The 21453-nt window shown below is 69.4% G+C and carries 22 protein-coding genes; 10 read left to right on the top strand and 12 right to left on the bottom strand.

Going from position 1 to position 21453, the window contains the following annotated elements; genetic code table 11:
- The first annotated feature begins 91 nt into the window (after positions 1–91).
- From MQC88_RS05415 to pip, 4 genes are all read left to right on the top strand, one after another.
- Positions 92–289, top strand: a complete 198-nt coding sequence (locus MQC88_RS05415; RefSeq protein ID WP_243319724.1) for a hypothetical protein — start codon at positions 92–94, stop codon at positions 287–289.
- A 187-nt stretch (positions 290–476) separates the two neighbouring features.
- Positions 477–3173, top strand: coding sequence for a M1 family metallopeptidase (locus MQC88_RS05410; RefSeq protein WP_243319722.1), 2697 nt, complete (start codon positions 477–479; stop codon positions 3171–3173).
- A 114-nt stretch (positions 3174–3287) separates the two neighbouring features.
- A complete protein-coding gene (prmC, locus tag MQC88_RS05405) occupies positions 3288–4127 on the top strand; it encodes a peptide chain release factor N(5)-glutamine methyltransferase (RefSeq protein WP_243319720.1) in 840 nt (279 codons plus the stop codon).
- Positions 4128–4348: 221 nt separating this feature from the next.
- A complete protein-coding gene (gene pip, locus MQC88_RS05400; RefSeq protein ID WP_243319717.1) occupies positions 4349–5290 on the top strand; it encodes a prolyl aminopeptidase in 942 nt (313 codons plus the stop codon).
- 167 nt (positions 5291–5457) lie between these two features.
- Here the strand turns inward: pip and MQC88_RS05395 are convergent, their stop codons facing one another.
- The 3 genes from MQC88_RS05395 to MQC88_RS05385 are packed head-to-tail and all read right to left on the bottom strand — an operon-like array spanning position 5458 to position 7606.
- Complete coding sequence (locus MQC88_RS05395) at positions 5458–6018, bottom strand: NUDIX hydrolase (protein WP_243319715.1); 561 nt, start codon at positions 6016–6018, stop codon at positions 5458–5460.
- Positions 6019–6056: 38 nt separating this feature from the next.
- Positions 6057–7010 carry a 5'-3' exonuclease gene (locus tag MQC88_RS05390; protein ID WP_243319713.1) on the bottom strand — a complete coding sequence of 318 codons (954 nt, stop codon included), beginning with the start codon at positions 7008–7010 and terminating at the stop codon, positions 6057–6059.
- A complete protein-coding gene (locus MQC88_RS05385; RefSeq protein ID WP_243319711.1) occupies positions 7007–7606 on the bottom strand; it encodes a nitroreductase family protein in 600 nt (199 codons plus the stop codon). Before MQC88_RS05385 ends, MQC88_RS05390 begins: the two co-directional genes overlap by 4 nt.
- Positions 7607–7706: 100 nt before the next feature.
- On the opposite strand from MQC88_RS05385, the gene MQC88_RS05380 reads away from it, so the two are divergent.
- Together MQC88_RS05380 and MQC88_RS05375 are read left to right on the top strand one after the other, a co-directional pair.
- Positions 7707–9935 carry a DUF1631 family protein gene (locus MQC88_RS05380; protein ID WP_243319710.1) on the top strand — a complete coding sequence of 743 codons (2229 nt, stop codon included), beginning with the start codon at positions 7707–7709 and terminating at the stop codon, positions 9933–9935.
- Between the two features lie 58 nt (positions 9936–9993).
- A complete protein-coding gene (locus MQC88_RS05375; protein ID WP_243319708.1) occupies positions 9994–11103 on the top strand; it encodes an NAD(P) transhydrogenase subunit alpha in 1110 nt (369 codons plus the stop codon).
- Between the two features lie 56 nt (positions 11104–11159).
- On the opposite strand, the gene MQC88_RS05370 is transcribed toward MQC88_RS05375, so the two are convergent.
- Genes MQC88_RS05370 through MQC88_RS05355 form a run of 4 tightly spaced genes read right to left on the bottom strand, consistent with a single transcriptional unit; the run spans position 11160 to position 13374 of the window.
- Positions 11160–11579 carry a DUF3106 domain-containing protein gene (locus MQC88_RS05370; protein WP_243319707.1) on the bottom strand — a complete coding sequence of 140 codons (420 nt, stop codon included), beginning with the start codon at positions 11577–11579 and terminating at the stop codon, positions 11160–11162.
- 31 nt (positions 11580–11610) lie between these two features.
- Positions 11611–12147, bottom strand: a complete 537-nt coding sequence (locus tag MQC88_RS05365; RefSeq protein ID WP_243319705.1) for a hypothetical protein — start codon at positions 12145–12147, stop codon at positions 11611–11613.
- On the bottom strand, positions 12144–12701 hold the full coding sequence (locus tag MQC88_RS05360; RefSeq protein ID WP_243319703.1) for an RNA polymerase sigma factor: 558 nt from the start codon (positions 12699–12701) through the stop codon (positions 12144–12146). Before MQC88_RS05360 ends, MQC88_RS05365 begins: the two co-directional genes overlap by 4 nt.
- 43 nt (positions 12702–12744) lie before the next feature.
- Positions 12745–13374, bottom strand: coding sequence for a hypothetical protein (locus MQC88_RS05355; RefSeq protein WP_243319701.1), 630 nt, complete (start codon positions 13372–13374; stop codon positions 12745–12747).
- A gap of 173 nt (positions 13375–13547) precedes the next feature.
- Here MQC88_RS05355 and MQC88_RS05350 point away from each other — a divergent pair, with 173 nt between their 5' ends.
- Positions 13548–13841 carry an NAD(P) transhydrogenase subunit alpha part 2 gene (locus MQC88_RS05350; RefSeq protein WP_243319699.1) on the top strand — a complete coding sequence of 98 codons (294 nt, stop codon included), beginning with the start codon at positions 13548–13550 and terminating at the stop codon, positions 13839–13841.
- The gene (locus MQC88_RS05345; RefSeq protein WP_243319697.1) at positions 13838–15229 is read left to right on the top strand and encodes an NAD(P)(+) transhydrogenase (Re/Si-specific) subunit beta; all 1392 of its coding nucleotides are present in this window, start codon (positions 13838–13840) and stop codon (positions 15227–15229) included. Before MQC88_RS05350 ends, MQC88_RS05345 begins: the two co-directional genes overlap by 4 nt.
- Before the next feature lie 30 nt (positions 15230–15259).
- On the opposite strand, the gene MQC88_RS05340 is transcribed toward MQC88_RS05345, so the two are convergent.
- On the bottom strand, positions 15260–15688 hold the full coding sequence (locus MQC88_RS05340; protein WP_243319695.1) for a hypothetical protein: 429 nt from the start codon (positions 15686–15688) through the stop codon (positions 15260–15262).
- 103 nt (positions 15689–15791) lie between these two features.
- On the opposite strand from MQC88_RS05340, the gene sufT reads away from it, so the two are divergent.
- Both sufT and MQC88_RS13045 read left to right on the top strand, forming a co-directional pair.
- Positions 15792–16343, top strand: coding sequence for a putative Fe-S cluster assembly protein SufT (gene sufT / locus MQC88_RS05335; protein WP_243320298.1), 552 nt, complete (start codon positions 15792–15794; stop codon positions 16341–16343).
- 423 nt (positions 16344–16766) lie between these two features.
- Complete coding sequence (locus MQC88_RS13045) at positions 16767–19364, top strand: pre-peptidase C-terminal domain-containing protein (RefSeq protein ID WP_315857072.1); 2598 nt, start codon at positions 16767–16769, stop codon at positions 19362–19364.
- 254 nt (positions 19365–19618) lie between these two features.
- Here the strand turns inward: MQC88_RS13045 and MQC88_RS05315 are convergent, their stop codons facing one another.
- The 4 genes from MQC88_RS05315 to wrbA are packed head-to-tail and all read right to left on the bottom strand — an operon-like array spanning position 19619 to position 21425.
- Positions 19619–19960, bottom strand: coding sequence for a DUF488 domain-containing protein (locus MQC88_RS05315; protein WP_243319693.1), 342 nt, complete (start codon positions 19958–19960; stop codon positions 19619–19621).
- Positions 19961–19967: 7 nt separating this feature from the next.
- Positions 19968–20456, bottom strand: coding sequence for an asparaginase domain-containing protein (locus tag MQC88_RS05310; RefSeq protein WP_243319691.1), 489 nt, complete (start codon positions 20454–20456; stop codon positions 19968–19970).
- A gap of 43 nt (positions 20457–20499) precedes the next feature.
- Complete coding sequence (locus MQC88_RS05305; RefSeq protein ID WP_243319689.1) at positions 20500–20835, bottom strand: DUF2069 domain-containing protein; 336 nt, start codon at positions 20833–20835, stop codon at positions 20500–20502.
- The gene (gene wrbA / locus MQC88_RS05300; RefSeq protein ID WP_243319687.1) at positions 20832–21425 is read right to left on the bottom strand and encodes an NAD(P)H:quinone oxidoreductase; all 594 of its coding nucleotides are present in this window, start codon (positions 21423–21425) and stop codon (positions 20832–20834) included. Before wrbA ends, MQC88_RS05305 begins: the two co-directional genes overlap by 4 nt.
- Positions 21426–21453: the final 28 nt, after the last annotated feature.

The following is a 21453-nucleotide window of genomic DNA, read 5'->3' as shown; positions in this document are numbered from 1 at the left end:
CAGGATCCGCGATCCGGGACCCTCGGTGCGTTCACCTCATCCTTACGCGCATTGGCCATCCTGTTGGGCGATTCCAACGACCGGAGCCGGCATGACCACCGCACTCGACAAGCCCCTGCGCCGCGAGATCCCGATCGGCGACCGCGCCTACACCCTGACCATCGATCCCAGCGGCCTGAAGCTGGTGGAGAAGGGGCGCCGCAACGGCGTCGAACTGGCCTGGCAGGATCTCGTCAACGGCGATGCCGCCCTGGCGAGCGCCTTGCAGGCCACCGTCGCCAAGGGCTGACGTCCCGCGGCGCGCGCACGCCTGACGCCCGCGCGCGCGCGCCGGTACGCCGCCCGCGGATCCTTACAGGCGTGGCGATCCCGGATCCCGGCCGCCGACACGGATCCGGTGGACCGGTACTTTTGTCAGGGTCGGTCGGCGGCCGGCTCGCGCTAGTCTCCCCTGATTCCATGGGGAGACGATCCAGATGATCCTGCGCCGCACCGTGCTTGCCACCGCCCTGCTGGCCGCTACCGGCCTCGCGTCGGCCGCCGGCAGTTCCATTCCCACCGGCCCGCTGCCGCGCACCGTGGTGCCGAGCGAGGTTGCCCTGCAGTTGACGATCGACCCGACCCGGGACCGGTTCTCCGGCCATGTCGACCTCAGCGTCGACGTTGCCAGTGCCACCGACACCATCTGGATGCACGGTAAAGGGTTGAACATCACCCGCGCCGTGTACATGCCGTCCAACGGCGACAACCAGACGCTCAGTGCGCAGCAGGTCGATGTCTCGGGGGTGCTGAAGCTGACCGCGCCCAGGCAGATCGCCGCCGGCAAGGGCGTGATCGCGATCGACTACGACGCCCCCTTCGGCGAGTTGCAGGGCGCCTACAAGGTCAAGCCGGACGGCCGCGACTACGTAATGACCCAGATGGAGCCGCTGGGCGCGCGCACCGCGTTCCCGGGCTTCGACGAGCCGAGCTTCAAGCAGCCCTGGCGCATGACCCTGGTGGTGCCCGACGCCGACGTCGCCGTCGCCAACGGCGCCGAGACCGCCACCACCGACCTCGACGGGCCGATGAAGAAGGTCGTGTTCGAGAAGACCGAAGCGCTGCCGAGCTACCTGGTCGCGTTCGCGGTCGGTCCGTGGGACGTGGTCGACGGCCCCGACATCGCGCCCAACGGCGAGCGCACCACCCCGATCAAGCTGCGCGGCGTCGCCGCCAGCGGCCAGGGCGGCAAGATGGCGTATTCGCTCGAGCACACGCCCGAGATCGTGCGCGCGCTAGAGGACTACTTCGGCATCCCGTATCCGTTCGGCAAGCTCGACAACCTCGCCGCGCCCGATTTCTGGGCCGGGGCGATGGAGAACGCGGGCCTGATCGTGTATCGCGACAGCCTGATGTTCCCCGACGAGAACTCCGCGGTCGGGCGCCGCCAGGCGTTCTGGGGGGTCAGCGCGCACGAGCTCGCGCACCAGTGGTTCGGCGACCTGGTCACCACCCGCTGGTGGGACGACATCTGGCTCAACGAAGGCTTCGCCACCTGGATGGGCAACAAGATCCACGGCCAGCTGCAGCCGCAGGCGCACACCGACCGTGGCCTGCTGGAAGGCGCGATCGGCGCGATGGGCGCCGACAGCCTCGCCAGCACCCGTCGCGTGCACGAGCCGATCAAGGACTTCACCGACGTGCAATCCGCGTTCGATGGCATCACCTACCAGAAGGGTGGCGCCACGCTCAACATGTTCGAGCAATACATCGGGCCGGAGCCGTTCCGCACCGGGATCCGCAACTACCTCAAGGAACACGCGCGCGGCAACGCCACCAGCGCCGACCTGATCGCCGCCCTCGCCGCGCAGAGCGACGATCCGGCCGCGGTCAGCCAGGCGTTCTTCAGCTTCATCGACCAGCCCGGGGTTCCCTTCGTCAAGGTCGACCTGGACTGCAGCGGCGCGAAGCCCGCGCTGCTGCTGGAGCAGCAGCGCTACCTGCCGATCGGTTCGACCGCAAGTGCGGACATGACCTGGGGCATCCCGTTGACCGTGCGCTACGGCGACGGCGGCAACGTGCGCACGCAGAAGATGATGTTCACCGGCAAGCAGGGACGGATGGAACTGGACCAGGCGAGCGGCTGCCCGGCGTGGGTCATGCCCAATGCGCATGGCACCGGTTACTACCGCTTTGCATTGGCGCCGAAGTGGCAGGAAGCCCTGTCCGGCGCCTTCGCCCAGCTCGACGAGCGCGAGCAGCGCGTCTACGCCGACTCGGTCACCGCCGCGTACGGCGCCGGCAACCTGACCCCGTCGCAACTGCTGGCCGCGTTGCCGCAGTTCGCCTCGGCGCCGGTGCGCCAGACCGTCACCGCCGGCATGTACAACACCGAATGGATGGCCGAACACCTGCTCGCCGACGACGCCGCGCGCGACGCCTTCCATGCCCGCGTCGCCGACATCTACCGCCCGCGCCTGCAGCAGCTGGGCATGGCGCCCAAGGCCGGCGAACCGGACGACGACGGCCTGCTGCGCAGCAGCCTGGTCGGCTTCTTCGCCGAGACGCTGAAGGACAAGGCCGTGCGCGACGCCCTGGACAAGCAGGGGCGCGCGGTCCTCGGCCTCGACGCCGGCGGCAAGCCTGCCACTGGAAAGCTCGACCTGGATGCCGCTCCGCAGGACCTGCGCGGCATTGCGCTCGACGTCGCGCTGCAGGAAGGCGGCAAGGCGGCGTTCGATGCCGCCGAGAAGCATTTCCGCGCCAGCCAGGACGCAGTGCTGCGCAGCCAGCTGCTCGGCGCGATGGGCGGCACCAAGGACGCCGCGGCCAACGAGCGGATGCGGGCGCTGGTATTCGAGGACGGGCTGTTGCGCCGCAACGAGATCTTCTCCGCGATCGGCGGCCAGGCCGGCGACAAGGCCACGCGCCCGGCGCTGCGCGAGTGGACCGACGCCCACTTCAAGCAGATCGAAGCCAAGCTCGCGCCCGCCGGTGCCGCCGTGGTCAACCTGTACTCGGCCGGCATGTGCAGCGAGGCCGAGGCGGCCGAGTTGCAGGACAAGTTCGGCAAGCGCATGGAAGACGTCGAAGGCGGCCCGCGCGAACTGAAGCAGACGGCCGAGGCGATCCGCATGTGCGCCGCGCAGGTGCAGGCGCGCAAGGGCCAGCCGGTCGAGTTCCCGAAGCACTGACAGCCCGTGCGGGAGCGACGCGATTCGCGACCCGCCAGCAACGCAGCACGGATCGCCGGCCCAGCGCCGGCGATCTTTTTTCGCCGAGGCCGCGCGCGCGGCTACCATGTCGCCATGCCCCGAGTCGCTCGCCTGCTCCGCGATGCCTCCACTCGCATCGATGCCACGGATGCGGCAGTGCTGCTCGCGCATGTCGCCGCGCGCCCGCGCTCCTGGCTGTACGCGCATGGCGACGACGAGCTCGATGGCGCGGTCGCCGACGCGTTCGCGATGCTGCTCGCGCGCCGCGAAGCCGGCGAACCGGTCGCTTACCTCACCGGTCGCCGCGGCTTCTGGCGCTTCGAGCTCGCGGTCACGCCCGATACCCTGATCCCGCGTCCGGAAACCGAACGCCTGGTGGAACTGGCGCTGGCACGGCTGCCGCCGGAGCGCGCGCTGCGCGTTGCCGACCTCGGCACCGGCAGCGGGGCGGTCGCACTGGCGCTGGCACACGAGCGCCCGCACGCATGCGTCGTTGCCACCGATGCGAGCAGCGCCGCGCTCGCGGTTGCGCGCGGCAATGCTGCAGAGCTTGCCATCGCCAACATCGAGTCCCGCGAGGGCGACTGGTGCGCGCCGCTGGCTGGGGACTGCTTCGACCTGATCGCGGCCAATCCGCCGTATATCGCCGCGGGGGATCCGCACCTGGGCGAGGGCGACCTGCGCTTCGAACCGGACGCCGCGCTGGCGTCCGGCGATGACGGGCTCGATGCGATCCGCGCGATCGTCCGTGACGCGCCGGCACGCCTGGTTCCCGGCGGCTGGCTGTTGCTCGAACACGGCTGGGAGCAGGGCACTGCCGTGCGCGCGCTGCTGCAGCAGGCAGGCTTCATCGAAGTCAGTACCGAGCGCGACCTCGAGGCCCGCGACCGCGTCACGCTCGGCCGCATCCCCGCCGGCGTCGCGCCCTTGTAGGAGCGGCTTGCGGCCGCGAGCTTCTCACTCCGTCCCGCAAGAACGGCGCAAGACGCGATCACCAGGGCAATGGGTCGCGACTGGCGTCGCTCCTGGTGGGCCGCGGCAAGGGCAGGAGCTCGCGGCTGCAAGCCGCTCCTGCCGGAGCAGCCGGCAGTGCCGGCGTTCCAGGCAGCCGCGACGGCCCGTTACACTGTCGCCATCGCACCACGGAAGCTCCCATGCGCACGCTCTATCCCGAGATCGAACCGTACGACAGCGGCACCCTCGAGGTCGACGCGCGCCACAAGCTCTACTACGAGCAGTGCGGCAACCCCGACGGCAAGCCGGTGGTGCTGCTGCACGGCGGTCCCGGCGCCGGATGCAGCGCCAAGATGCGGCGTTTCCACGACCCGGCGAAGTACCGCATCGTGCTGTTCGACCAGCGCGGAAGCGGGCGCTCGCTGCCGCACGCCGACCTGGTCGACAACACCACCTGGGACCTGGTCGCCGACATCGAAAAGCTGCGCGAGAAGCTGCGCATCGACCGCTGGCAGGTGTTCGGCGGCAGCTGGGGCTCGACCCTGGCGCTGGCGTACGCCGAAAAGCATCCCAGGCGCGTCACCGAGCTGGTGCTGCGCGGGATCTTCATGCTGCGGCGCTGGGAGCTGGAATGGTTCTACCAGGAAGGCGCGTCGCGCCTGTTCCCCGACGCATGGGAGCACTACCTCGCCGCGATCCCGGAAGTCGAGCGCGCCGACCTGATCAGTGCCTTCCACCGCCGCCTGACCTCCGACAGCGAAGCCACCCGCCTGGCCGCCGCGCGCGCGTGGAGCGTGTGGGAAGGGGCGACCAGCTTCCTGCACGTGGACAGCGATTTCGTCAGCGGCCACGAGGATGCCGCGTTCGCGCTGGCGTTCGCGCGGATCGAGAACCATTACTTCGTCAATGGCGGCTTCTTCGAGGTCGAGGACCAGTTGCTGCGCGACGCGCACGCGATCGCCGACATCCCCGGCGTGATCGTGCACGGCCGCTACGACGTGGTCTGCCCGATCCAGAACGCCTGGGACCTGCACAAGGCCTGGCCGAAATCGGAACTGGTGATCAACCCGGGCTCCGGCCACTCCGCGTTCGAGGAAGAGCACGTCCACGCCCTGGTCGAAGCCACCGACCGGTTCGCCTGACGGCCGCCGCTGCCACCCGCCGCCTGCCGTCGGCAGGCGAGCTAGCCTGGGTCCGGCGCCATGCCGGCCTGAGGCCCTTTGGCCGCCACGGCGAACCCGCATGCACGGTCCCGCGTCGTAGTTGGTTTCCAGGCGCGGTCAGCGCACTGCAGGAGGTCGCGAGGCGGTCATCGAATCGGCGTGCCATCGGGGTTGCGCTCCAGCATCCACAGCCCGCCCCAGAGCTTGAGGTCGAGTTCGTAGCCTTCGCTGCGTTTTTGCATCAGCCATGCGGGCGCCTGGTTGCGCGGGACTTCGTGGACGATGATGTCCTCGGTGCTGTCGCCGCCCCCGGGCCCCACGCGTTCCAGGCCGGTGGCGCGGACGAAGGCGATGCGCTCGTTGCTCATGCCCGACGAGGTCGGGCCTACCAGCAGTACCTCGACGTGCGCGGCGCGCCAGCCGGTTTCCTCGATCAGTTCGCGGCGCGCGGCGTCCTCCAGCGTGTCTTCCCCGGGCTGGTCGCCGACCAGGCCGGCGGGCATCTCGATGGTCCTGCCGCCCAGCGGGATGCGGCTCTGCTCGACGAACAGCACCCGGTCGTCGGGAGTGGCGGCGATGATGATCACCGCCATGCCGTCGGCGTGGGTGCGTTCGGCGTATTCCCAGCGGCCACGGCGGCGCAGGCGCAGCCACTTGCCTTCGTAGAGCGTTTCCGACGGGAGCTTGAGTTCTTCGGCGTGGTCCATGGGGCGATGCTAGCGCGGGGCGGTCACGACCGGTGTCGTCATTGCGGCGTGGCGTAGTCCAGCCCGGCGGCCTGGTGCAGGCGGCGGCGCGTCATCGGCCCGAACCCCAGGGCATCGCACAGCGCCAGCAGCTCCACGGCATCGGCGGCGGCGCGGGCAAAGTCCCGGTCGTGGCCGAGCGGCGCATCGAGCTCGATCGTGCTCAGCTGCCGGCACAGCAGCGCCTGTTCGCGGTGCGCGCGCAGTTTCGAGGCCGCCGCGGCGGCGCCGCGGAAGCGCAGGTAGGGGATTTCCTCGACGCGATCGAGCAGCGCATCGAGGCTGCCGAAATGCGCCAGCAGGATCGCCGCGGTCTTGGCGCCGATGCCGGGTACCCCGGGGATGTTGTCGACCGCGTCGCCGCATAGCGCGAGGTAGTCGGCGATCTGGTGGGCGTCGACGCCGTGCCGCGCCTTGACCCCGGCCGCGCCCCAACGTTGGCCGCGGGCGAAATCCCATTGCTCGTCGTGCTGGCCGAGCAGCTGCGACAGGTCCTTGTCCGCCGACACGATCACGCCGCGATGCCCGTGCGCGCGTGCGTGGCGCAGCGCGCTGCCGATCAGGTCGTCGGCTTCGTACTCGCGGTGCGCCAGCGTGACCAGCCCAAGCGCGGCGCACAGCGCCTTGCATTGCCCGAACTGACGCTTGAGTTCCTCCGGCGCCGGCTCGCGGTTGGCCTTGTAGGCCGGGTACAGCGCGTTGCGGAAGCACGAGTCCAGCGCCTCGTCGAAAGCCACGGCGATGTGCTGCGGGCGCGCGCGGTCCAGCAGTTCCAGCAGGAAGCGGGCGAAACCGTGCACGGCGTTGGTCGGCCAGCCATCGGCATCGCGGAAGTCGTCGGGCATCGAGTGCCAGGCGCGGAACACGTACAGGCTGGCGTCGACGAGGTAGAGGACGGGCCCTGCGTGCCGCCCGGCGTCGGCAGCCGGCACGTCCGCGTCGAGGGGCGTCATGCCGGAATCCAGTCGGTCAGCAGGGCGCCGGGATCGGGCCGTTCGCGTTCGGGTGCTTCCAGCTTCGGCGTGCCGATGTGGATGAAACCGGCGATCCGCTCGTGGGCGCCCACGCCGAGCAGGCGCCGGATCGCTTCGTCGTAGGCCGGCCATCCGGTCAGCCATTGCGCGCCGAAACCGCAGGCCTGGGCCGCCTGCAGCAGCGCGAAGCACACGCAACTGGCCGAGGAGAAGCGTTCGGACTCTGGGATCTTCTCGTCGGGTCCGAGCCTGGCGATCACCGCGATCACCAGTGGCGCATGCGCGAACCGTTGCCGGTCCTTGTCGATCATCGCCGCGCCGGCGACGGGATCATGCTGCAGTGCACGCGCCACCAACGCCTCGCCCAGTGCATGGCGGGCGTCGCCGGCGATGCGCAGGAAACGCCAGGGCGTGCGTTTGCCGTGGTCGGGGACCCGGACCGCTGCGCCCAGCATGCGTTCCAGGGTTTCCGCGTCGGGACCAGGGCCCGCCAGTTGCCGGGCGGGGACCGAGCGCCGCGCGTTCAGGCAGGCAAGGCAGCTGCTGGCCGTTCCGGCCGGGTTTGGGACTGGCATCACAGATTCCGAAGCTGGATGTGGACTGCAACCATGGTGCCACTATGCTCTCGTTCACGTCGCATTCTGCCGCAATACGTCAGCGGCACCAGGGTATATCGTGTCGACACATCCTACCGGCCTGGCCACCGTGGCGGCATCCGATCCAGCGCGCCTGCTCGACGAACTCAAGCGCATTGCCGTCGAGCAACTCGGCGCGGTGCCGGGCGGCCTGTATCGACCGATCGAGGACCAGCTGCACGATAGTCTGCGCATTGGCAGCGGCAGCGGCAGCGGCAGCGGCATCGCGCAGCGCAAAGACCTGATGACGGTGCTGGCCCTGCGCCAGCGTAGCGCCGGGTTCGTGATGCGCTACCGCGAACTGATCGCGCGGAGCTTCGACGATTTCCGCGGAGGCGGTTACTTCGGCAAGTCCGGCGCGCCGTTGGGACTGGTGCGGGAAAGCGAGCTCGAGTTCCACCTCGCCGGCCAGCGCCTGGCCGAGTCCATTGGCCGCCGCTACCAGCGTCCGCTGGAAATGCTGGACCTTCGCTTCGAGGCCCTGGCCGATGCGCTCGGCGCGCCCGCCAATGCCAATCCGATCGGCGCCACCCGGCTGGCCGGCGCGTTCCTGCAGACGTTCCGCGACGCCGACATCTCCGAGACGCTGCAGCCGTTGCTGTTCCGCCAGTACGAGCAGGAGCTGGCCAAGGTGCTCGGCGAGTTGTACGGCCGGCTCAACACCCAGTTGGCCGCGAACGGCTACCACGCGGACGCGCGCCGTGAGGGTACCGCGCCGGCGCAAGCCGCCGATGGCGGCTTCGTGCCCGTGGTGCCGCCAGCGCCAATCGAAACGCCCGAGGCGGCGCCCGCGCCAGCGGGTGCCGACGTGTTCCGCACGTCCGCCGAGGCGCGGGTCCGCCACCAGCGCCTGCGCGACATGCTGCACCAGTGGCGTGAGGGCATGCTCGCCGACCAGACGGTGCCCAGCGAGCATGCACCCGAGCGCCGCCTGGCCGAGCGTCGCGAGCTGCGGGTGCAGGAACTGGTCAGCGTGGCCTCGCTCCTGCAACGCGACAACGTGCGCCAGTTCGAAGCGGCGCTTGCCGGCAAGTGCGGCTTGAACGAATCGATCCGCGAGGAATTGCTCGAAGGCGCGCGCCGGCTCGGGCTGGATCCGGACAGCACGCGCCTGGACCAGCAGCAGGAGGACGCGATCGACCTCACCGGCCTGCTGTTCGAGTCGCTGCTCAAGAGCCACGCGCTGGTGCAGGAGTCGCGGCACATGTTCGCGCGGCTGGTGATGTCCTACGTCAAGGTCGCGCTGACCGACGAGAACCTGTTCGTGCGCCCGGACCATCCGGCGCGCCGCCTGCTCGATGTGCTGGCGTTGAGCTGCGAAAGCAACGATGGCGCCTCGCCTCAGGATCGCGAACTACTGCAGCGCGCCAACGCGCTGGTCGCGCGCGTCGTCGCCGAGTACAACGAGGACCTGGCGATCTTCGAGTTGACTGCCAACGAACTGCAGGACCTCCTGCAACAGCAGCGGCGCCGCGCCGAGGTGGTCGAGCGCCGCTCGGCCGAAACCGTGCACGGGCGCGAGCGGCTGCTGCAGGCGCGCCTGCAGGCGGCGGCGGCATTGGCACAACGCATGTCCGGGCGCACCCTGACCCCGACCATCGCGCAGTTCCTCGAACGCCACTGGCAGCACCACCTCGTGCAGGTGCTGTTGCGCGAGGGCCAGGCATCCGAACACCACGCCAAGGTGCTGGCGCTGGCCGACGAGCTGGTCGCGGTCGACGAGGCAGCCGCCCGCGGCGCCGGGAGCAGTGTCGCCGGGCGCGTGCTGGCGCTGCACGCCGGGCTGGTTGAATGCCTGTCCAGTTCCGGCCTCGACGACCAGGTCGCCAGCGAATGGATGGCGGGCCTGGCGCGTACCCTGGCATTCCCCGACGCGCCGCGCGAACTGCACGCGCAGCCGGGGATGCCGCAACTGGCCGACGACAGCGACGACACGAGGTTGCTGCAGGTGGTGGGCGGCAGCGCGACCCTCGAGTTCGATCCCGAGGTGGCGCAGCGCATGCATGCGCTGCGCCCGGGGGACTGGATGCGCCTGTTCGACGAACAGGGCGTGGAAGGCTCGGTCAAGGTCGCGTGGATCAGCCCGCTGACCTCGCGCCTGCTGCTGGTCAACCGCCGTGGCGTGCGCAAGCTGGTGGCGTCGCCGGAACAGCTGGCCGCCCTGGTCAAGAGCGGGCACCTGTTCGCCGAGGCCGATGAAATGCCGTTCGACCAGGCCATGCGCCAGGTCAGGCAGACGCTGGCGCAATCGGTCGTCCGCGCCGCCTGACGGCGCACGCCGGCCCCGCATTCGCTAGGATGCGTGGATCGATGTGGCGGAGCCGGGCATGGCGGTGATCATTGGAGTGGCGCGAGAGACCGCGGCCGGCGAGTGCCGCGTCGCGGTGACCCCGGAAACGTGCAGGAAACTCGTTGCCGCCGGCGCCATCGTGCGGGCCGAGCGCGGGCTCGGCCGCGGCGCGCATTTTCCCGACCTGGCCTACGTCGATGCCGGCGCGCAACTGGTCGACAGTGCCGATGACGCGCTGGCTGCCGCCGACCTGGTGTTGTGCGTGCAGCCGCCGCCCGCCGACGTGATCGCCCGCCTGCAGCATGGCGCGGTGCTGGTCGGCATGCTGCAACCCCAGGCCGATCCGGCGCGCGCGGCGGCGCTGGAAGCGCTGGGTGTCGTCGCCTTCCCGCTGGAACGACTGCCGCGCACCACCCGCGCGCAGGCGATGGACGTGCTCAGCTCGCAGGCCGGCATGGCCGGTTACAAGGCGATGCTGATCGCCGCGCAGCTGGCGCCGCGATTCTTCCCGATGCTGACCACTGCCGCCGGCACGATCCGGCCATCGAAAGTTCTGGTGGTGGGCGCCGGCGTCGCCGGCCTGCAGGCGATCGCGACCGCGAAGCGCCTCGGTGCGCAGGTCGAGGGCTTCGACGTGCGGCCCGAAACGCGCGAGCAGATCGAGTCGCTCGGCGGCAAGTTCCTCGACCTGGGCGTCAGCGCGGTGGGCGAGGGCGGCTACGCGCGCGCGCTCACCGACGAGGAACGCGTCGAGCAACAGCGCCGGCTGGGCGAACACCTGAAGACCGTCGACGTAGTCGTCTGCACCGCCGCGGTCCCCGGACGCCCGGCGCCGAAGATCGTCAGCGCGGCGATGGTGACCGGCATGAAGCCCGGCAGCGTGATCGTCGACCTGGCAGCCGAGACCGGCGGCAACTGCGAGTTCACCCGCCCCGGCGACACCATCGAGCACGACGGGGTCCTGGTTGCGGGGCCACTGGACCTTGCCAGCCTGGGTGCGCTGCACGCCAGCGAGATGTATGCCCGCAACGTGTTCAATTTCGCCAACCTGCTGCTGCGCGATGGCGCGCTGGCGTTCGACTGGGACGACGAATTGCTGGCCAAGACGGTGTGGCCGCCGCGGCCATCGGCATCGCCGGAACAGTAAGGGACGCAACCAGGCCCAGGACTGCCACGGAATCTACTCCGTTCCCGGGCGACGGGTCAGCGCCGCGGAAACCTTCTCTGCCGTCGCTGCAGGGGGCCGGCTTTGCGGCTGCGCTCCACGCGCGGTTCCTGCGGGGCCGCTTCAGGTGATTGCCGCTGCCGCTGGTAGGCTTCGCGCGCCTGCTGGCGCTGCTCCGGCGTCATCTGCTCCAGCCGCTCCAGGCCCCTTTGCGCGCGCAGGCGCTGGTCGGGGTTCAACTGCTGCCAGCGCCGTGCATTGCCCAGCATGCGCGCACGCGCATCTGGCTGGCTGTTCCAGCGCTCCCGCAGGGGCCCTATCAGCTCATCCCGTTGCGTCGGGCTGAGTTGTTCCCACGATGAAAGCGTCGCGTCGGCCAGGGGGGTCGTTTTTGCCTGGTCTTGGGCATGCGCTCCCGGTGCCCCGATCACGAACAACACCAGCAGGCCGCCCCCCATGAGCAGGGTCCGTGGATTGTTCCGGGAGTTATCACGTCGGGTCATGGCTTGGCTCCGCATTGGCCGGCAGGGCGTCGTCGCCCCCCAGCCACAGGTAGAAATCGGGATCTTCGTCCAGCATCAGCAGCGGTTGTTCTTCCATGGATCGAACGCCGGCCAGGGCCGCGTCGGCACCCGCTGCCGGTGACGCGGCGCTCGGCTCGACCGGAGCGGCCGCAGGCATGCCGGTGATATCGGATGGCGTGGTGCCGCGCTTCACGCTGTCCGGGTCGGCGCGACTGGCTTGCTGCGCCGCGGACAGGTCCACCAACGCCGGGCTGGACGACTCGCCGGCAGGCTGCCAGTGCAGGCCGACCGCCACCGCCAGCAGGGCAGCAGCCACGGCGCCTGCCGGCAGCAGCGGCGATGGCCTCTGCCGACGCGCCTGGACCCGCTTGCCAGCGGGCGTGGCCAACGCCGTGCGCCGCGCTGCGCGCAGCCGACCCTGCATCGCCGGCGACAGCGCCGACGCGGCCTCGACGTAGCTCGCGTGCGCGTGCTGGTCGAAGGCCCCGTGCTGGTATGTCATCGCCAATCCTCCAACCGCTTCTGCAGCGAGTCGCGCGCGCGCGCAAGGTGGGTCTTCACCGACCCTTCCGAACATCCCATGATCCGTGCCGTGGTGCCGCCATCGAGTTCCTCGAGGATCCGCAGGGTGAATGCCTCGCGTTGCCGGCCGGGCAAGCCCCGCAGTCCCTCCGCGAGTTTGGCGTACGCCTCGCGCCCATCCTGGGCGCGGGCCGGATCGGTACTGTCGTCCGCCCAGTCCGGCTGGACTCCGTCCTGCAAGTTCGACGAAAACCAGCGGAGTCGGAGCCTCCCGCGTCGTTGCGCATCGACGATGCGGCTGCGCAGGATGCTCCAGAACAAGGGCGTCCATTCCGGCGAAGGCCGTTCCCGATAGGCCATCAACTTGATCATGCTGTCCTGGACGACGTCCAGGGCGTCTTCCCGATGGCCCAGCGAGAGTTCGGCAAACCGGAAGGCGCGCGCTTCGATCGCGGCCAGGAAGCCATCGAGCGTCGCTCCTCCCGACGCAGTAGGTGTTTCCGCGGCCGTGGCGGCGCCATCAGGCTTGAACATGCGCCGACGTCGGCCGCTGGCGGACCGTCAGGCCTGCCGGGCCTCAGCGTTGCGCACGCCGGCCACCCCTGCGCGATCCCTTGCGATCCAGGCGCTTGTTGACGCGGTCGCCCTTCTGGTCGAGGCGGGTCTCGACCCGATCGCCGCTGTTGTCCAGCCAGTCGGCGCGCTTCTCGTTCCCGAGCTCATCCTGGTGCGCGGAGCGGGCATCGCGGCGCTGGTCGATGCGCTGGCCCTTGTCGTCGAGGCGCTGGTCGATGCGGTCGCCCTTGTTGTCGAGGCGATCCTCGACCCCGTCGCCCGCCGGGCAAGTGCCGGCGTCAAGGCAGGTATTGATCTTCTCCCCGCGCCGGTCGAGGCGCTGGTCGATGCGGTCACCCTGGTTGTCCAGGCGGTCCTCGATGCGGTTGCCGCTGTTGTCGAGCCAACCGGCACGCTTGTCGTGCCCGAGTTCCGCCTGGCGCTCGGACAGGGCATCGCGGCGCTGGTCGATGCGTTGGCCTTTCTCATCCAGGCGCTGGTCGATGCGATCGCCCTTGTTGTCCAGCCGGGTTTCGATCTGGTCGCCATGGTTGTCGGTCGTGGAGGTCGTGGCGGGCGTCGTGTCCTGGGCCTGCGCGGCCAGGGCGGCGCCCAGCAGCACGGGCAGGGTCAACAGCGGGAACTTGCGCATGGTGTTCTCCGGTGGGGGATGGGGTGGATGCGACTTGCTCACATCCGCGGCATACCCCCTCTGTAACGCCTCGGCGGCGGCCGGGTTGACGCAGGTGCCGCCATGTTCAGGGACGGTTATGATTCCGGGCACGACCAGCGGGGACGCAGCCATGGAAAGAAGCGGAGTGGCGCATGGAGTTTGAAGCGCTCTACATCTTCATGCTGGCTGCGATCGCCGGCCACGTGATCATAAGCCGGGTGCCGGTGATCCTGCACACGCCGCTGATGTCGGGCTCCAACTTCATCCATGGTATCGTCCTGATCGGGGCGATGGTGGTACTGGGCCATGCCGACACCACCCTGGAAAAGGTGATCGGCTTCGCGGCCGTGCTGCTGGGGGCGGGCAACGCCGCCGGCGGCTACGTGGTCACCGAGCGAATGCTGGAGATGTTCAAGACCTCGAACAAGCCGGGGCCGAAGGCATGAGCTGGCTGCCGCTGCTGGTCAAGGCCAGCTATTTCGTCGCCGCCACGCTGTTCCTGCTCGGGTTGCAGCGCATGGCCTCGCCGAAGACGGCGCGCTCGGGCATCCAGTGGGCGGGCGTGGGGATGCTGCTGGCGACCTTCGCCACGCTGCTGCTGCCGGGCCTGCACAACCTCGGCCTGATCGTGCTGGCGGCCGCGCTCGGTACCGCGGTCGCCTGGGTCTGGGGCAAGCGCGTGGCGATCACCGACATGCCGCAGATGGTGGCGCTGTTCAACGGCATGGGCGGTGGTTCGGCGGCTGCGATCGGTGCGGTCGAGTTGCTGCGGTTCTCGGCCATGGGTGCCGCGCCGTCGCTGGTGACGGTCGTGCTCGGCGTGGTCGGCGCGCTGATCGGCGCGGTCTCGCTGTCGGGCTCGGTGATCGCCTGGGCCAAGCTGGACGGGCGCATGGACAAGCGCTACACCTTCCCCGGGCAGCAATGGTTCAACGCGCTGGTGGCATTGGCCGCGGTGGCGCTGGGCGCAATGGTGGTGCATTCGCTCGGGGTGCCGCTGGTGGTCGCGTTCTTCGCCGCCGCACTCGCCCTTGGCGTGCTGATGACGCTGCCGATCGGCGGCGCCGACATGCCGGTGGTGATCTCGCTGTACAACGCGCTGACCGGCCTGGCGGTCGCCTTCGAGGGCTACGTGCTCGGCAACGAGGCGCTCATCATTGCCGGCATGATGGTCGGTGCCGCCGGCATGCTGCTGACGCGGCTGATGGCCAAGGCGATGAACCGGCCGATCTCTGGTGTGCTGTTCTCCAATTTCGGCGGCACCAGTGCACAGCAGCAGGAGATCGCCGGGGCGCAGAAGCCGATCGAAGCCGGCGACGTCGCCGCGATGATGGCTTATGCCGAGCGCGTGGTGATCGTGCCCGGCTACGGCATGGCGGTGGCCCAGGCCCAGCACAAGATCTGGGAGCTGGCGCAGCGCCTGATCGATCGCGGGGTGAAGGTCAAGTTCGCGATCCATCCCGTGGCCGGGCGCATGCCCGGGCACATGAACGTGCTGCTTGCCGAAGCCGGCGTGCCGTACGACCTGATCGCCGACATGGACGACATCAACCCGGAATTCGCCAACACCGACGTGTCGCTCGTGATCGGCGCCAACGACGTCGTCAACCCCGTCGCCAGGACCGACCCCGCCTCGCCGATTTACGGCATGCCGATCCTGGACGTATCGCAGTCGAAGAACACTGTGGTCATCAAGCGTGGCAAGGGCACCGGCTTCGCCGGGATCGAGAATGCGCTGTTCTACGGCGACAACACCCGGATGCTGTACGGCGACGGCGCGGAAATGGCCAGCGCCCTGGTCAGCGAACTCAAGGCGCTGGACGGCGGGCACTGACCGCAGGCAATCGCGCCGAGCCGGCCGCGCTCAGCGCGAAGCGATCGCCGCCAGCAACAGTGCGGCGGCCAGCCACGCCAGGTCGGCGGGCTGGTTGGCGAGCCCGGCGAGCGTCCAGGCATAGCGCGGACCGAGCTTGGACGCCGATTCCCACGGCAGCAGCCCCATCAGCTTGCCGACCTGGGCCGCGGCGATGCCCCAGTTGGCGAGGACGATGGACAACGACGTGGCGGCGACCGCCGCGAGCATGCGCAACGCGCCTGCCGGCATACGCGCCAGGCGCAGGAGCAACACTGCGTCGACCGCGGCGAAAACCGCCATCCAGCTGCATTGCCGGTCGCGGGCGATCGCGAGCAGGATCCAGGCGGCCGCGAACCCGCAACTGCCCAGCGCCACCAGTGCCGGGGCAAACAGGGCATGCAACGGCCGGTGCGCCGGTCGCGCGGTGGGATCGGTCATGGCGGGCTTCGTATCGGCAAGCGCCACAGCATAGCGTCCGCGCGGCGGTAGAATGACGCCATCGTGCAGCGCAGGCGCTGCAATCCCCACCTGGCCAATGAACATGTACTCCCGCAGCAGCGAACCCGTGCGCTTCGAGCGCGACTGCCCCGCCGTGCTGGTGCCGCAGGGTGATGCGGTCACCCTTCCGGCCGGCAGCGTCGGCTACATCACCCAGGCGCTGGGTGGCAGCTACACGGTGTTCGTCGAGGGCAACCTGTTCCGGATCGCCGGGCACGACGCCGACGCCATCGGCAAGGAGCCCGCCGAGCCGCTGGAATTGCCTCCAGGCGCCTCCGACGAGACGGTGGAGCAGCTGGTCTGGAAGCAGTTGCGCACCTGCTTCGACCCGGAGATTCCGATCAACGTCGTCGACCTCGGCCTGGTGTACGAGGCGGTTGTCAGCCATCGCGAAGACGGGCAACGCCTGGTCGAGGTCAAGATGACCCTGACCGCGCCGGGCTGCGGCATGGGCGAGATCCTGGTCGACGACGTGCGCAACAAGCTGGAACTGATCCCGACCGTGGCCGAGGCCGACGTCGAACTGGTGTTCGACCCGCCGTGGAACCGCAACATGATGTCCGAGGCCGCGCGCCTGGAAACCGGGATGCTCTGACGCGCAGCGTCACGACTTCGGTAAACGGTTACACGAAATCTGCAACCGGTTACGGTGCGAAAACGTGACATGGATCACGTTTCTGCCCGTGGAAATGCTGCGCCTGCAGCTTGAACGCCACCTGACTGTCGCATAGCGTCACTTCCGCGGCGCAGGTTGCCATCGCGTCGCCTCCTGGCTTGAACCTTGCCTCCCGGGCTGCCGTCCGTGGCGGCGAGGGCAGGGCCATTGCCGCGTCGTGCGGCCCATTCGAAAACGTCGGGGAGGCGCATGGAAGCCAGACGACAGCAGGCCGCCGGAGCAGGCGCCCCGCACCCGTGCGCGAGGTCGCGATGCCCGCGGTCGGCGAATGAGGGGAGCCACCGCCGGTCGCCCGCCGGGCGATCGCGCCACCAACCGTAACCGTCAACCAAGGACACCGTGATGCATTCCAGCAGTCGTGTTCGTTACCTCGCCGTGCTCTCGCCCCTGGCCTTCGCGTTCGCCGCCATGTCCGCGCAGGCGGCACAGCGCGTGGACCTGCACAAGCAGGATGTGGCCCAGGTCTACAAGCAGTACAAGGCCGCCACCCAGCGCCTGGGCGTGCCGGCCCGCTCCGGCGACCGCCATGCCGAGCTGCTGTCCCTCGACGCCGATTCCGGCCTGAAGCTGCTCAACAGCGCGGTCGACCGCGATGGCAGCCGGCACTACCGCTACCAGCAGACCTTCCGCGGCATCCCCGTGTTCGGCGAGCAGGTGATCGTCAGCGAGCGCAAGGACGGGACGGTGCGCAACCTGTTCGGGCGCAAGCTCGAAGGCCTGGCCGGCGACCTCCCGAGCGTGGCCGCCAGGATCGCCAAGGCGCAGGCACTGACCCTCGCCAGGCACGCGGCCTTCGGCAATCGCGCCACCGCGCTGAAGATCTCGCGCGAAAAGGCGCAGCAGATGATCTTCGTCGACGAGCGCGACCATGCGCACCTGGCCTACGTCGTGGAGATGTTCGCCGACGCCGCCCGTGGCGGCACCCCGACGCGCCCGTTCGTGGTGATCGATGCGCGCAACGGCAAGGTGCTCAAGCACTGGGACGGCCTGACCACCGCCGAGATCGGCACCGGCCCCGGCGGCAACCAGAAGACCGGCCAGTACGAGTGGGGATCCGGAGGCGTCTACGGCTACCTGGACGTCGCGCAGAGCGGCTCGACGTGCACCATGAACAACGCCAACGTGAAGTCGGTGAACCTCAATGGTGGCACCAGCGGCACCACGGCGTTCTCGTACACCTGCCCGCGCAACACCTACAAGACCATCAACGGCGGCTATTCTCCGATCAATGACGCGCATTATTTCGGCGGCGTGATCACCAAGATGTACCCCGCCTACACCGGCTACAACGCGCTTAGCTTCCAGCTGGTGATGCGCGTGCATTACAGCAGCAGCTACGAGAACGCGTTCTGGGACGGTTCGACCATGAGCTTCGGCGATGGCGCCAGCACGTTCTACCCGCTGGTCAGCGCCGACGTCGCCGGCCACGAGGTCTCGCACGGCTTCACCGAGCAGCACTCCAACCTCACCTATTCGGGCCAGTCCGGCGGCATCAACGAGTCGTTCTCCGACATGGGCGGCGAGGCCACCGAGTACTACTGGAAGGGCAGCAACGACTTCCTGGTCGGCCACGAGATCTTCAAGGGCAACGGTTCGCTGCGCTACATGGCCAATCCGCCGCAGGACGGCGGCTCCATCGACAACGCCGCCGACTACACCAGCGGCCTGGACGTGCACTACTCCTCGGGCGTGTACAACAAGGCGTTCTACCTGCTGGCGACCACGGCAGGCTGGGACACCCCGAAGGCATTCAAGGTCTTCGCCCGCGCCAACGCCCTGTACTGGACCGCAAGCAGCACCTACAACACGGCCGCCTGCGGCGTTGAAACGGCCGCCGGCGACCTTGGTTACAGCGTGGCCAACGTCACCGCCGCCTTCACCGCGGTCGGCGTGAGCTGCGGCGGTGGCGGCGGTGGCGGTGGCAGCACCGGCGGCCCGCTGACCAAGGGCGTGCCGGTGACCAACCAGTCGGCGTCCACCGGCAGTTCGGTCAACTACACGCTGGTGGTTCCGGCAGGTGCGACCAACCTGAGCTTCACCATGTCCGGCGGCACCGGTGATGCCGACATGTACGTGAAGTTCGGTAGTGCGCCGACCGACACCTCCTACGACTGCCGTCCCTACAAGAGCGGCAACGCCGAGACCTGCACCTTCGCGGCGCCGTCGGCCGGCACCTACTACGTGCGACTGAAGGCGTACTCCGCCTTCTCGGGCGTCAGCCTGGTCGGCGACTACACCACGGGCGGCGGCGGTGGCGGCGGCGGTGGCGTGCTGACCAAGGGCGTGCCGGCAACCGGCCTGTCGGCGTCGACCGGCAGTTCGGTCAACTACACGCTGAGCGTCCCCAGCGGCGCCTCGAACCTGACGTTCTCGATGTCGGGCGGCACCGGTGATGCCGACATGTACGTGAAGTTCGGCAGCGCGCCAACCGACACTTCCTACGATTGTCGTCCGTACAAGAGCGGCAACGCGGAGAGCTGCACCTTCGCCGCGCCGTCGGCGGGTACCTACTACGTGCGGCTCAAGGCGTACTCGGCGTTCTCGGGCGTCAGCCTGGTCGGCGACTACACCACGGGCGGCGGTGGCGGCGGCGTGCAGACCTACAGCAACGACGCCAACGTCAACATCCCGGATGCCGGCTCTGCGGTGACCAGCTCGATCGTGGTTTCCGGACGCAGCGGCAACGCCCCGACCAACGCGCAGGTGGCGGTCAATATCGTCCACACCTACCGCGGCGACCTCGTCGTCGACCTGGTCGCGCCGGATGGCTCCAGCTACCGCCTCAAGAACTCCAGCGGCAGCGACAGCGCCGACAACGTGGTGGCGACCTACACGGTCAACCTGTCCACCGAGGCGTTGAACGGCACCTGGAAGCTGAAGGTGCAGGACGTCTATTCGGGCGACACCGGCTACATCAACAGCTGGAGCGTCACGTTCTGATCCCAGCGACGATTACCCCCTGATGGACTTGCGACCCCGGCCTTGCGCCGGGGTCTTTTTATGGATCGGCCCAACGCCGCCGGTGGGGCGATACGCTCCCAGGACGATCCACGGCGCGCGCGCCGTATCGCCTTTAGAAGACGGGATGGCACCGGCCCATCAAGGGGCTGGATGTTGCCAGCGGACGCAACAATCCAGGATTCGCCAGGTCGCGATTCCACCCCGGCCGATGGCGGTACCGGTGCACGGAACACTCAGCGTGGCCGCAACAGGCCTTGCAGCAACACCGCGTGGTTGTGGACCGCGTCGTGGTAGGCGTAGAGCAGGGTGATGCGCTGCCTTCTCGCGAGGCTGCGAAGGGCGGGCAATGCCGGATTGGCGCGCGCCTCGGCGAGGTAGGCCTCGCGGAAATCCCCCCAGCGCTCCGGGTGCTCATGGAACCGCTTGCGCAACTCCGGGCTCGGCGCAATCTCCTTCAGCCACTCGTCCACCTGCGCCCTGGACCTGGACAAGCCGCGTGGCCAGAGGCGATCGACCAGGACGCGCAGGCCGTCGTCCTCGGCGGGTGGCTCGTAGACGCGCCTGGCACGCGGCACGGGCACCTCAGTCGAGCGCTTCGAAGCGGTTGGCGGCCACGTTCTTGCGGACCCTCGCCGGGTCCCAGATGCGCCCGTTCATGGCGATGTAGACGCCCGCCGGCAGCGACTGCACGGCACCGACCGCGGTGCCGATGTTGAACTCGGCGTCGGATCCGCGGAAGCGCGCCGGATTCAGCGCGCCGGTGAGGACGATGGTCTTGCCGGCGATGCTCGCCAGCACCTTGGCCGTCTCCACCATGCTGTCGGTGCCGTGGGTCACCAGCACGTGGCGCGCGTCCTGCGCGGCGATGGTGGCGCGCAGCAGCTCGCGATCCGCGGCGTCGATGTGCAGCGAATCCTTGCGCAGGATCGGGATCACGTTGAAGCGGAACGCAACGCCGAGCTCCTGCAGGATCCGGCCGATCTGCGGCTCACCGACCTGGTAGTCCGACTTGTCGTCGAAATAGACCTTGTCGATGGTGCCGCCGGTGGTGACGACCAACAGCTCGTCCATCGCGTGGATTCCGATTCGCGGGCCGGCAATTATACGACCGCGTTCAACCCCGCCTTGCGCCGAAGCGCGCGCGCAGGCCGGGCAGGCTGGCGGCAAGCACGATCGCCACCGCCAGCGCGACGGCCGCCAGCGCCAGACCGCGCTCCGGCGCGCGCGTCCAGGCCACCATGATGCCGTGCGAGAACCACAGCAGCGCCAATACCCCGGCCCAGAAGCCGGTGCGGGCGCCGCCGCCGCGCAGCAGCGAGAGCGCCAGCAGCAGCGGCGGCAGCGCGAACACGACGACCGCCACCCACTGCCCGTCGCGCGCGAACCACCACGCGTACAACGCGGCGAGCGCGAGCAGGGCGGCGCAGAGGATGCCGCGGGTGCGAGTCATGGCGCCAGCCTCGCGGCGAGTCGTGCGATCCGGCGGCCGAGCGCGCGCGCCAGCACGGCTTCGTCGTCGCTGGGTTGCGGGTCGTCCTGCAGCCCGGCCACATGGCTGGCGCCGTACGGCGTGCCGCCGGTGCGCGTGCTGTTCAGCGCGGGCTCGGTGAACGGGATGCCCGCGATCACGCAGCCATGGTGCAGCAGCGGCAGCAGCATCGACAGCAGCGTGGATTCCTGGCCGCCGTGCATCGTGCTGGTGGAGGTGAACACGCCGGCCGGCTTGCCGACCAGGGTGCCGCTGGCCCATTCGGCGCCGAGCCCGTCGATGAAGTGCTTGAGCGGCGCGGCCATGTTGCCGAAACGGGTCGGGCTGCCGAGCAGCAGGCCGGCGCATTCGGCGAGATCGCGGCGCTCGACGTAGGGCGCGCCGTCCTCGGGCACCGGCGCGATTGCCGCCTGGGTGGTCGCGGCAACCGGCGGCACCGTGCGCAGCCGCGCAGCCATGCCATCGACTTCGCCGATGCCGCGCGCGATCTGCCGTGCCAGTCTCGCCACCGAACCGCCGCGGCTGTAATACAACACCAGGATCTCGGGCATCGGGTACTCCAGTGGAGGCGCAAGGATA

Origin of the sequence: Cognatiluteimonas sedimenti (genome assembly GCF_022808325.1) — a bacterium.
Classification (GTDB): domain Bacteria; phylum Pseudomonadota; class Gammaproteobacteria; order Xanthomonadales; family Xanthomonadaceae; genus Cognatiluteimonas; species Cognatiluteimonas sedimenti.
This window is presented reverse-complemented; position numbering and strand designations above follow the sequence as displayed.

What these genes read in the sequence shown, in the direction of transcription:
- MQC88_RS05375 (WP_243319708.1), top strand. Translation starts at nt 9,994, where the DNA reads ATGGCGGTGATCATTGGAGTGGCGCGAGAGACCGCGGCCGGCGAGTGC.
- MQC88_RS13045 (WP_315857072.1), top strand. Translation starts at nt 16,767, where the DNA reads ATGCATTCCAGCAGTCGTGTTCGTTACCTCGCCGTGCTCTCGCCCCTG.
- MQC88_RS05415 (WP_243319724.1), top strand. Translation starts at nt 92, where the DNA reads ATGACCACCGCACTCGACAAGCCCCTGCGCCGCGAGATCCCGATCGGC.
- pip (WP_243319717.1), top strand. Translation starts at nt 4,349, where the DNA reads ATGCGCACGCTCTATCCCGAGATCGAACCGTACGACAGCGGCACCCTC.
- MQC88_RS05310 (WP_243319691.1), bottom strand. Translation starts at nt 20,456, where the DNA reads ATGGACGAGCTGTTGGTCGTCACCACCGGCGGCACCATCGACAAGGTC.
- MQC88_RS05410 (WP_243319722.1), top strand. Translation starts at nt 477, where the DNA reads ATGATCCTGCGCCGCACCGTGCTTGCCACCGCCCTGCTGGCCGCTACC.
- MQC88_RS05365 (WP_243319705.1), bottom strand. Translation starts at nt 12,147, where the DNA reads ATGACATACCAGCACGGGGCCTTCGACCAGCACGCGCACGCGAGCTAC.
- MQC88_RS05390 (WP_243319713.1), bottom strand. Translation starts at nt 7,010, where the DNA reads ATGACGCCCCTCGACGCGGACGTGCCGGCTGCCGACGCCGGGCGGCAC.
- sufT (WP_243320298.1), top strand. Translation starts at nt 15,792, where the DNA reads ATGTACTCCCGCAGCAGCGAACCCGTGCGCTTCGAGCGCGACTGCCCC.
- MQC88_RS05385 (WP_243319711.1), bottom strand. Translation starts at nt 7,606, where the DNA reads ATGCCAGTCCCAAACCCGGCCGGAACGGCCAGCAGCTGCCTTGCCTGC.
- MQC88_RS05345 (WP_243319697.1), top strand. Translation starts at nt 13,838, where the DNA reads ATGAGCTGGCTGCCGCTGCTGGTCAAGGCCAGCTATTTCGTCGCCGCC.
- MQC88_RS05305 (WP_243319689.1), bottom strand. Translation starts at nt 20,835, where the DNA reads ATGACTCGCACCCGCGGCATCCTCTGCGCCGCCCTGCTCGCGCTCGCC.
- MQC88_RS05370 (WP_243319707.1), bottom strand. Translation starts at nt 11,579, where the DNA reads ATGGGGGGCGGCCTGCTGGTGTTGTTCGTGATCGGGGCACCGGGAGCG.
- MQC88_RS05395 (WP_243319715.1), bottom strand. Translation starts at nt 6,018, where the DNA reads ATGGACCACGCCGAAGAACTCAAGCTCCCGTCGGAAACGCTCTACGAA.
- MQC88_RS05360 (WP_243319703.1), bottom strand. Translation starts at nt 12,701, where the DNA reads ATGTTCAAGCCTGATGGCGCCGCCACGGCCGCGGAAACACCTACTGCG.
- prmC (WP_243319720.1), top strand. Translation starts at nt 3,288, where the DNA reads ATGCCCCGAGTCGCTCGCCTGCTCCGCGATGCCTCCACTCGCATCGAT.
- wrbA (WP_243319687.1), bottom strand. Translation starts at nt 21,425, where the DNA reads ATGCCCGAGATCCTGGTGTTGTATTACAGCCGCGGCGGTTCGGTGGCG.
- MQC88_RS05350 (WP_243319699.1), top strand. Translation starts at nt 13,548, where the DNA reads ATGGAGTTTGAAGCGCTCTACATCTTCATGCTGGCTGCGATCGCCGGC.
- MQC88_RS05340 (WP_243319695.1), bottom strand. Translation starts at nt 15,688, where the DNA reads ATGACCGATCCCACCGCGCGACCGGCGCACCGGCCGTTGCATGCCCTG.
- MQC88_RS05355 (WP_243319701.1), bottom strand. Translation starts at nt 13,374, where the DNA reads ATGCGCAAGTTCCCGCTGTTGACCCTGCCCGTGCTGCTGGGCGCCGCC.